Origin of the sequence: Pseudonocardia bannensis, assembly GCF_012911875.1 — a bacterium.
Taxonomy (GTDB): Bacteria; Actinomycetota; Actinomycetes; order Mycobacteriales; family Pseudonocardiaceae; genus Pseudonocardia; species Pseudonocardia bannensis.
On record NZ_JAAXKZ010000171.1, the window covers coordinates 1 to 9,781 of the forward strand.

A 9,781-nucleotide genomic window follows, 5' to 3' on the forward strand; every position below is an offset into this window, starting at 1 on the left:
CCGGCGGGTAGGGCTTCGGCACGACGGACGATCTCCTTCACAAGATCGTCGGACCCTATGTCTCCTCACGTCTGTGTCCGCTGAGCGGGGTCAACATCAAGGTGTCCGGCGTCAGGGGCCAAGCTCAACGAGGGACCGGGGACTTCTAACTGGCCACCAGCGGGGACCTCACACGGCCACCCGCGGGGACCTGCACCTGGCCACCAGCGGGGACTTTTTCATGGCCACGGACACTGGCATAGGGGCTCGCCGGCGATCACCCAGATTCCCTAGACCGTATGAGGGGCCGGCGCCTCACTCGCAAGTTGGCGCGGGTCACCGCCATAGCGGGGTGGCGGTGCCGCATTTACGGGAGGCGCCGGTGCTGTCGGAGCGTACGTGTGTAGGCCTGGATGTCCACGCCCGTTCGGTCGTGGCGTGCATGATCGACGATGTGGCCGGGGAGGTCCGCACGCTGCGGTTGTCCCCGAAGACGCCGCACGTCGTGGACTACGTATGTGGGGCGGGTGGGGCTCGAACCCACGACCTGACGGATTATGAGTCCGCTGCTCTGACCAGCTGAGCTACCGCCCCGGTGCGGGGCCGAGATTAGCGAACCCGGCAGATCAAGTGTGCGTTGGCGGGCCCTCGGAACCGCCGATGACCGGCGGGGCGTGTTGCGGCAGCCCTGCGAACCACACTGAATCCGGGTCGTCCTCCAGTAACCACGGCGGCCGGGGGTGGCCGGTGTCCTGGCCACCGGCGACGGCTGCTCCAGGCATCAGGGGTAGCCCGCTGTAGCTCGTACTCCCCGGCCGGACCGACCCAGACCTCCGCGTCGCAGGCTCGCTCGTTCCCGGTCCTGCATTGAGAGCGGTTCTGGAAGCGAGGCGCTGGCTGTCCGCCTCCGGCAGCGACGCACCACGGGAAGACAAACCCCCGCCGGCTCCTGGTTCGGACGCCCGGGCGCTCCACGGTTGTCCGGGTACCCATCCAGATGTGCCTGTCCCGCCGGGTGTTCGCAGACCGTTCGCGGCGGAAGCGCCGGTACGCCGGGCGATGGACCCTGTCCCATCGACACCGGCGACCTGGGTGGTGGCGGCGAGCCCCGCCCGCGGAAGCTCCGGCCCGCCACCGCCTGCGCGGTCGGCACCGGTTCCGCCGCCTGCGCCGCGCACGGGGACGCTCGCAGGCCCTACTCCTGGTCCGAACGCACTGCCGCCGGCCGCCGTGGCGGTGCTTGCACTCGCAGCGGTGCTCTCGCCGAGAGCCGACGGCGGGGGCGTTCTCGCCCCCTCGGGTGAACCCCCACCAGCCGCACCGATCGCAGCTCCACCAGGTCCGCCGTCGGCGGCCGGCCAGCCTGGATCACGCATCGCGGGGGCGGTGCTCACGCCCGGGGTGGTCTCTGGCGGCGGCTCGAACATCTGGAACGTCGCGCCGAGATTGTGGTTGGTGTTGCTCTGATAGCGCTCCGCCGCATCGACGGCAGCCACCCGAGCGGACTCCTCGGCGCGTTCGTAGATGATCGCCGGTACCGATGGCAGGCGCTTCGCGGGATTGTCGGCCTCCGCCAGGGCCTGCATGTCGGTACGGACCCGGGCGTGGAACGCCGCTTGTTCCTGCAGCGCGATCGCCGCTAGCTGGGCCTGCACGGCCCCGTCGTCGCCGGCTTGCGCGAGCCGTGCGATGTGTCGACGACTCGCGTCCGCCGCCTCGCCCTCGTGAGCGCCCTGAGCGACCCGGAGCACGGCCCGCAGGTCCTCGGCAGCCTTGCCCAGCCTCGCCGCGAGCTCAAGGTATGCGACCGCAGCTGACTCGACGACGCTGCTGCCGGGCCCGTCGAGTACAGGATCACGGATGTCCTTGAGCGACCAGGCATCGAATGGGATGTGCGTTCCTGGGTAGTGGTCAGCCATGTTGTCCGGGCCTCCTCATCTGAGATGAGGCAGGTTGGCGAGTACCAACTCCGCCATCCGCCGGGAGACCGCACAAGGATCCGACGCCGGACGCCCGGCCAGATTGCCGTCGGTCGACAGCAGCTGGTCCTCCGCTACAGCCACATAGAGCGAACAACGCCCACCTCTGTTGCCATCGGCGCGCACTGACGGGTGACCGCCCACGTCACCCGGCTCGAAGACTTCGAACGTGTCCCGCGTGAGGTAAAGACCCTCGAGGCCCCCGATGGCCAGATCGGTGGCGATCGTGACTCCGGCCAGGTTGGCGTCCTTGGCTGACTTCCAGCCGCAGGTCCGCGCGCCGCCGCTCGTGTCCGGCCGCGCGGTGTTCGGAAGGAGGTCCAGGCTCGTCAGTTGTGCAGGGGTCAGGAGATCACACGCAGCGATGCTGCGGGCGTCCTTCGGTTCGACCACCTTCGGCGCGACGATCAGCGGTTCCTGGGAGCTCACCGCCGCAGCCGCCGGAGCTGGGGACGCCCGGCCCTCGCTGGGGACGGTGCATCCCGCAACTGCCATGACGATCACGGCTGAGAGCGCCGCACGCACCGCGCGTACCCGTCGTTTCATGATCGCTGCTGCGCGTTGGTCTGGTCGACATCCTCGTAGGCCCAGAGCTGCCGCGACAACGCCTCCTTGGTGGCTTCGATGGAAGCTGCCCACGCCTCGACGTATGCGTCGGCGCGGCTGGCCATCGTGGCGGCATTGTTTGCCATGTTGACGCTGACCTCGTCTCGACCTGGCGGCGCGAAGGCCGTCCGTTGGATCGCGATCAGGCCGAACCGCAGATCGTCGACGATCTTCCCCAGCCCGTCGATGCACGCCTGCGCCCGCTCCGGATCGACGTACAACGTCCCGGGCACCACCTCACCGTCGACCGCCCCGGCGCCCTGCACCGCCAGCAACACCTCCCGGGCCTGCGCCCGCCCGGTCTGGGGCCGACCGATGAATACAGGATCGACCGGCCCAGGCCGCGGTTGCGTCATGGCGGACATCGTGGCAGGTCCGGTGCGCGGAGCGGGCGCTTTCGGTCAAACCCGACCACGTCTCCCCGCGCAGTCCACGAGAAGCGAATCGAACGCCACGAGCGGCACGTCGTTCAATTGACCGAAAGTGCCGTTCGTGAGAACGGGACGGGTGGGGCTCAGGTCGCGAGCGCGGCGGCGCGCTTGCGTGCGTCCTTCGCCAGGCCCTCAGCGACCTTGGCTCCGGCTGCGCCCAGCTGCGACGCCCGCGTCGTCACGTCACCGCCCAGCTTCGACACCTGCGTCGTCAACTGGTCGGCGTAACCGGGGGCTTCCTTGCGGGCCCTCTTGACCGTCTTGCGGGCCTGCTTCTCCCACGCGGCCCGCCGCTTCTCGGCTTCCTTGTGCCACTGGGACGCACGCTTCTCCGCGGCCTTCTGCCACTGCGCGCCGCGCTTCTCAGCAACCTTGGCGAGCTCGGCGCCCCGCTTCTCGGCGATCTTCTCCCATTCGGCGGCGAGTTTCTCGGCCTTCCGCGCAGCCTTCGCGGCACGCTTCGACAGCTCGGTCCCGAGCTCGGAGACCTCGGCCCCGAACGTCGACGCACCCGTCGCCACCGCGGAGCGCACCTCCGGGGCCCGCTCAGCCAGCAGGGCGCGTGCCCGCTCCGCCTTCTCGGAGAGAAGCGACCCCGCCTCGGACGCCTTCGACGTCAGGTCCGAGCCTGCCTTGGACGCCGACCGGGTGGCAGCGGCTCCGGGTGCGAGCCCGACCAGCCCCGCAGCGAGACCCGACACGGCCCCGCCGGCCTCCTGGGCCACCCCGGAGACCCGCCCGGTCAGCTCGTGGACCGTTCCGCTGATGGCGTCGGCCTCCCGCTGAGCAGCGGCCGCGGCGAGCCTGGCGGCGCGCTTGCTGCGCCAGGCCACCGACGGCTTGCCCTCCGTGTCGGCAGCGGCGATCAGCAGCCCGCCGAGCAAGCCGAGGTTCTTGAGGAAGTGGATCTGCTGGGCCTGGCGCTCCGCCGGGTCCTCCACCTCCCAGAACCGGTGTCCGGCGAGGGTTGTCGGGACGAGGCTGGCGGCCAGCGCCGCCGACGCGAGCCGGGGGGCCTTGCCCAGCGCGAGCAGCGAACCGGCTGCGATCTTCACCGCCGCGTCGACCTTGACCAGGGTCTCGGGGTCCGGCCGCTGGTCGATCGGAGCGATGTCGACGGCCTTGTCCACCACCGGGGCGGCGGCATCGATCACGGGTTTGGCCGCCTGCACGTGCCCCTCGGGCGAGCGCAGGGCGTTGATGCCACCCGAGATGAAGATGGCAGCGAGCATGGGACGGGCAACACGACGCAGGAGCGGCATGGGGGCACCTTCCCGGGAAGTCGCCGTGCCAAACCTGCGATCTCCCCGGCCTTCAGTGGCATAACGGGTGAAAGGGCGGAGATCATGCAGAGGTGATGATGGGACAGCACCAAACGGGCGGCCGCCGCGCGATCGGCCTGGACATCGGCGGCACCAAGATCGCCGGTGCGGTGGTGCAGGACGACGGCACCGTGCTGACGGAACTCGTCGAACGCACACCCGAGCAGTCCGACGCGCGGAGCACCAGCAAGATCCTGCTCCGCCTCACCGAGCGGCTACGCGCCGAGCATCCCGAGGTCGTGGCGGTCGGCGTCGGCGCCGCGGGGATCGTCGAATGGCCGGCCGGGCTGATCCGCTGGGCCCCCAACAACGACTACCGCGACTGGCCGGTCCGCGCCGAGCTCGAGGAGGCCACCGGGCTGCCGGCTGCGGTGGACAACGACGCCAACGTCGCGGCGCTGGCCGAGGCGCGGCTCGGCGAGCAGCGCTACCGGAACATGATGCTGCTGACCGTCGGCACGGGCATCGGCGGCGGCCTGGTGCTCGCCGGCGAGATCTACCGCGGACCCACCGGCATGGGCGCCGAGCTCGGCCACATCATCGTCAACCCCGACGGCCCCCGGTGCGGGTGCGGCAACCGCGGCTGCCTGGAGGCCTACGCGTCGGGCACCGCCCTGACCAGGATGGGCCGCGAGCTCGCCGCGGCGGATCCTGCGAGCCTGGTCGCCCGGCTGGCCCGCGAGGAGGGCGCCGAGGTCACCGGGCAGACGGTCGCCCAGGCGGCCGGGCAGGGTGATCCGGCGGCGAAGGCGCTGTTCGCCCGCCTCGGCCGCTGGCTGGGCGTCGGCATCGCCTCGCTGGCCAACATCTTCGAACTGGAGGCGGTCCGGATCGGCGGAGGTCTCGTGGAGACCGGTGATCTGCTGCTCGAACCCGCCCGGGCCGCCGCCCGGGAGTACGCATACGCGGCCCGGACCCGCGGTATCGCCCCCGTGCTGCCCAGCACGTTCGGCAGTGACGCCGGGATCATCGGGGCCGCCGTCCTGGGTCTGGAACACGCCGCAGAAGCGTGACAGGACAAACGCCCACTCGTGACCGGACCACCCGCCATCACCCCATAGGGTGGCGCCGTGCCACGTCTCCTGCTCGGTCCCGCGCTGCGTCATGTCGGTGAGACGACGGCGGTGATCTGGGTGCAGACCGATCGCGCGGCACGGGTCGAGGTGCTCGGCTGCACGGCCGACACGTTCGAGGTGGCCGGTCACCACTACGCGCTGGTCCAGGTCACCGGGCTGGAGCCCGACAGCAGGATCCCGTACCAGGTACACGTGGACGGGGAACAGGTCTGGCCGCCGGCCGTCTCGCCGTTCCCGGCCAGCGTGATCCCCACCCGTGGCCCGCGGAGCGCCGGGCGGCACCGCATCCTGTTCGGCTCCTGCCGGTACGTGAAGCTGTCGGACCGCAAGGCAGCCGCGAAGTACGGGATCGACGCCCTGGACGCCTACGCCGCGCGGATGGTGCGCCGCCCGCCGGAGGAATGGCCCGACGCGCTGCTGCTGCTCGGCGACCAGGTCTACGCCGACGAGCTGACCCCGGCGACCCGGCGGCGGATCGCCGGGCGGCGTGACGAGCACCCCGAGTGGCCCGACGACGAGATCGTCGACTACGACGAGTACGTCGGGCTCTACTGCGACTCCTGGGCCGACCCGGAGATCCGCTGGATCATGTCGACCGTCCCCACCGCGATGATCTTCGACGACCACGACGTGCGGGACGACTGGAACACCTCCGCCACGTGGCGCGCCCAGATGGCGGACAAGCCGTGGTGGCGCGACCGGATCCGCTCGGCCCTCGCGTCGTACTGGGTCTACCAGCACCTGGGCAACCTCTCCCCCGACGAGCTCGCCGCCGACCCGGACTGGCGCAAGGTCTCCGAGGCGGGTGGGGACACCTGGCCCCTGCTCGCCGAACTCGCCGACCGCGCCGACACCGAGGTCGACGGGGCCAAGGGCGTCCGGTTCAGCTTCCGCTGGGACCTCGGCCGCAGCCGCTTCATCATGATCGACTCGCGGAACGGGCGGATCCTGGAGAACGGCCGGCACCTCATGCTCGGCGAGAGCGAGTTCCGCTGGGTGGAGGACCAGGCGCTCGCACCGGGGGAAGTCGACCACCTGATGTTCGGCACCTCGGTGCCCTGGCTGCTCCCGCACGCGATCGGCGACCTGCAGACCGTCAACGAGGCCGCCGCCGCGCGGCCCGGCCGGCGCGGGAAGCTGGCCGAGCAGATCCGCCAGGCCTTCGACCTGGAGCACTGGCCGGCGTTTCGCGAGTCCTTCGATCGTCTCGGCCGCCTGATCGGCCGGGTCGCCGCGGGTCCGGACGGGTCGCCGCCGCCCGCGACGATCAGCGTACTGTCCGGCGACGTGCATCACAGCTACGCCGCCCGCGCCCGGTTGCGGGACGCCCCGCTCTGCGACGACGGGGCCACCCGCATCCACCAGCTCACCTGCTCGCCGGTGCACAACCACGTCGAGTGGTTCGTGAAGGTCGGGTTCCGGCTGGGCTGGGCCCGCGCCACCGCGCGGTTCGCGCGCCGCTGGGCGGCCCGGGCGGGCGCACCGGAACCCGACGTCAGCTGGGACAAGCTGGGTGGTCCGCTGTTCGGCAACCTGATCGCCACCCTGCTCGTGGAGGACCGGCACGCGGAGGTGCTCTTCGAGGAGCCGCGGAGCGCCGCATCCCTGCACGAACTCGCCCGCTACGAACTGAGCCCCCGATGAGCACACAGCCGACACAGCCCGCAGAACCGGCGCCGCAGCCGGCACCGAACGCCGGGCACGGCGGGACCCCCGCCACGCTGCGCAGCACCGCCGCTCCGCCCGCCCCCGGCACCGACGCCCTGGCCGGCCAGACCGTGGTGCTGCGCCCGACCGGCGCGCAGCACGTCGCCGCGTTCATGGCGATCCTGCAGCACCCCGAGGTCGCGAGGTGGTGGGGCGGCTACGACCTGGAACGGGTCCGTCGCGAGCTGCTCGGCCCGCACGGCTACGCGATCGAGCTGGCCGGCGAGGTCGTCGGGCTGATCATCTTCCACGAGGAGAACGACCCGGACTACCGGCACGCCGGCATCGACATCGCCCTGCACCCGGACGCGCACGGGCAGGGCCTGGGGGCCGACGCGATGCGCACCCTGATCCGCTACCTGTTCGAGCGGCGCGGTCACCACCGCATCGTCATCGACCCTGCCGCGAGCAACACCCGCGCGATCCGCAGCTACCAGCGCGTCGGGTTCTCGCCGGTCGGGGTGATGCGCCGGTACGAACGCGGCGGCGACGGCAGCTGGCACGACGGGCTGCTCATGGACCTGCTGCGCGAGGAGTTCCAGGGCTGACCCTGCACACAGCGAGCGGGGCCCTTCGCCGCGCTGGATGCAGCGAGTGCCACCGCTCCACCAGGGCCACCGGCCGCTCCGCTCCGGGTCGGCGGGCTCGGCGGGCTCGGCGGGCTCGGCGGGCAGCGCATCGGGACGGTCCGGCGCACCGGGCGCCCGGCGCCACGCGGACCATCGGCCCCCCTCGCTCGGTGCGGGCCGGGGTCAGAACGGGGTGCGGGCCAGCCAGGTGTCGAAGACCGCGGGGTCACCGAGCACCTGCAGCCGCGGGTCGTCGGCGGGCAGCCTGCGGAGCAGGCCGAGGAACAGGTCGGCGGCCGCCCCGCGCACCGCGACGGTGCCCTTGCCGTGGCCGTGCTCCCAGGCGATGGTGGCGCCGTCCGGGCGGATCATCCACTCCCCCGCGGAGCCGAGCCCCTCGTCGGTTGCGTGCAGGTGCAGCGTTGCGCCCTCGGGCAGCAGCGGGTCGCCGTCCTGCCCGCGCCGCGGGCTCGTGAGCAGGCCGAGCCACTCCGACACCCCGTCCGCGGCGAGCTCGGGGGCGAGGGCGAAGGGGTCGCCGAGCGCGATGGCGGCGTCGGCGCGGTGCGCGGCGCTCTCGTGCAACCGCCGCCGCACCCACCAGCCCGCGGGCTGCGGGCCGGTGAACGTCCATACGGGTGAGTCGGCGCCGACCTCGTCGACCGCGTCGAGCAACCGCTGCGCTCCCGCACGCAGCCAGTCGGCGACGGCGCCGGGTTCGGCGGGCGGCTTTCCGTCCTCGACCGTGCGCGGGTCGACGAACTCCGGCGAGCGGGTCCCGACGATGGTCGCGGCCCACCGGTCGCCCCGGCCGACGTGCGTGACGAGCTGGCGAATCGTCCATTCCGGGCAGGTCGGGACCGGGAGCTGCAGGTCGGCGGCCCGGACCCGATCGGCCAGCAGGCCGATCTGCTCCGCGAAGGCCGTGCGGTAGGTGTCCAGGCCGAGGTCCGTCATGGGCGAGACGCTAGCGGTTCACTCATTCATGCATGGTCGTGCACCGATCGGGGTACGAGCGAAGCATGGCGCCCGATCACCCCGAATGGTCGTTGCGCGGTCCCGCACGTGCTCTGCTGTGGTGGCCGTTGATCTCGTTCCTGCTGCTGGCCGCGTTCCCGGACGCCGGACCGGGCGCGATCGCACTGGTGGGCGGCCTGCTCGCGGTCATCGGTGCTCTCGGCGCCGCGATCGGCCGGATGCTCGCCCGGCGCAGCACAGCGGTCACTCCCGCACCCCGCGCCACGAACGACGAGGTCCTCCCCGGGGAGGACCTCGCGATGGAGCGCCGGGCCGCCTGATCCGGGGGTCGCACGCGACGCTGCGAAACCTCGAGGCGATCTTGCGCCGATCTTGAGGCTGACGAGCGCTCGTCTGCAGCTACGCCGTTCACAGTTCTCCTGAACCGGCGGGGACCTCCCGCCCCGGCAGGAGAGAGCTCGATGAACGCCCGCACTCGCACCACCGCCCGCAAGCTGCTCATCTCGGCCGGCGTGCTCGGCGCCGCTGCCGCCGTCGCCGGCCTGGGAACGTTCGGCACCTTCACCTCGACGACCTCGGCCAGCGAGACGGTCTCCAGCGGCACGGTCAAGATCGAGCTCGGCGCCAACGGCGCTGTCAACGAGCTGTCCGTCGCCGCCACCGGGCTGGTCCCCGGCGACACCGTGCAGCGCCCCGTCACGCTCTCCAACACCGGCGACCAGGGCCTGTCCGGAGTCGTCCTGACCACCGCCGCCGCCGCCGGCAAATCGAGCCTCCTCGACACCGACGCCACCAACGGGCTGCAGCTGACCATCCAGTCCTGCGCCGGCGTGTGGTCCGAGGTCAGCGCCCGCACCTACACCTGCGCCGAGGGCGCCTCCACCGTCCTCGTCTCGCGGCCGGTGATCGGCTCGGACCTGGCCCTGACCGGTCTCAAGTCGCTGGCCGCGGGCTCCTCGGACAACCTGTTGGTCACCCTCGCTTTCCCGGGGAGCGCCGACAACTCGTTCCAGACCCTGTCCTCGACGATCGAGTTCACCTTCACCGGTACCCAGCGCGCCGCGGCGGCACGCTGACAGCCGGGGGCACCACCCCCTCCTCGCCCACAACATCTCCTCTTCCGAGGTCCGGTTG

At 71.9% G+C, this 9,781-nt stretch carries 9 protein-coding genes and 1 tRNA gene; 5 read left to right on the forward strand and 5 right to left on the reverse strand.

The features are described 5' to 3' along the window. Nucleotides 1-498: 498 nt before the first annotated feature. From HF519_RS27730 to HF519_RS33120, 4 genes are all read right to left on the reverse strand, one after another. Nucleotides 499-573: transfer RNA gene (locus HF519_RS27730), tRNA-Ile, on the reverse strand. Nucleotides 574-1,913: 1,340 nt separating this feature from the next. Beyond that, complete coding sequence (locus HF519_RS27735; protein ID WP_169415942.1) at nucleotides 1,914-2,504, reverse strand: DUF3558 domain-containing protein; 591 nt, start codon at nucleotides 2,502-2,504, stop codon at nucleotides 1,914-1,916. Next, nucleotides 2,501-2,920 (reverse strand): PE domain-containing protein, encoded by a 420-nt coding sequence (locus HF519_RS27740; RefSeq protein ID WP_169415943.1) that lies wholly within the window; start codon nucleotides 2,918-2,920, stop codon nucleotides 2,501-2,503. Before HF519_RS27740 ends, HF519_RS27735 begins: the two co-directional genes overlap by 4 nt. 158 nt (nucleotides 2,921-3,078) lie before the next feature. Further along, nucleotides 3,079-4,257, reverse strand: coding sequence for a DoxX family membrane protein (locus HF519_RS33120; protein WP_169415944.1), 1,179 nt, complete (start codon nucleotides 4,255-4,257; stop codon nucleotides 3,079-3,081). 95 nt (nucleotides 4,258-4,352) lie between these two features. Between HF519_RS33120 and HF519_RS27750 the strand changes: the two genes are divergently transcribed. From HF519_RS27750 to HF519_RS27760, 3 genes are read left to right on the forward strand one after another with little or no spacing between them, the layout of a single operon-like run. Continuing rightward, complete coding sequence (locus HF519_RS27750) at nucleotides 4,353-5,330, forward strand: ROK family protein (RefSeq protein ID WP_169415950.1); 978 nt, start codon at nucleotides 4,353-4,355, stop codon at nucleotides 5,328-5,330. A 57-nt stretch (nucleotides 5,331-5,387) separates the two neighbouring features. Further along, complete coding sequence (locus HF519_RS27755; protein ID WP_169415945.1) at nucleotides 5,388-7,037, forward strand: alkaline phosphatase D family protein; 1,650 nt, start codon at nucleotides 5,388-5,390, stop codon at nucleotides 7,035-7,037. Then, on the forward strand, nucleotides 7,034-7,648 hold the full coding sequence (locus HF519_RS27760) for a GNAT family N-acetyltransferase (protein WP_169415946.1): 615 nt from the start codon (nucleotides 7,034-7,036) through the stop codon (nucleotides 7,646-7,648). Before HF519_RS27755 ends, HF519_RS27760 begins: the two co-directional genes overlap by 4 nt. A gap of 204 nt (nucleotides 7,649-7,852) precedes the next feature. Here the strand turns inward: HF519_RS27760 and HF519_RS27765 are convergent, their stop codons facing one another. Beyond that, nucleotides 7,853-8,626, reverse strand: a complete 774-nt coding sequence (locus HF519_RS27765; protein WP_169415947.1) for a maleylpyruvate isomerase N-terminal domain-containing protein — start codon at nucleotides 8,624-8,626, stop codon at nucleotides 7,853-7,855. 65 nt (nucleotides 8,627-8,691) lie between these two features. On the opposite strand from HF519_RS27765, the gene HF519_RS27770 reads away from it, so the two are divergent. Beyond that, the gene (locus tag HF519_RS27770; RefSeq protein ID WP_169415948.1) at nucleotides 8,692-8,967 is read left to right on the forward strand and encodes a hypothetical protein; all 276 of its coding nucleotides are present in this window, start codon (nucleotides 8,692-8,694) and stop codon (nucleotides 8,965-8,967) included. Nucleotides 8,968-9,108: 141 nt separating this feature from the next. After that, the gene (locus HF519_RS27775) at nucleotides 9,109-9,723 is read left to right on the forward strand and encodes a TasA family protein (protein ID WP_169415949.1); all 615 of its coding nucleotides are present in this window, start codon (nucleotides 9,109-9,111) and stop codon (nucleotides 9,721-9,723) included. Nucleotides 9,724-9,781 lie beyond the last annotated feature (58 nt).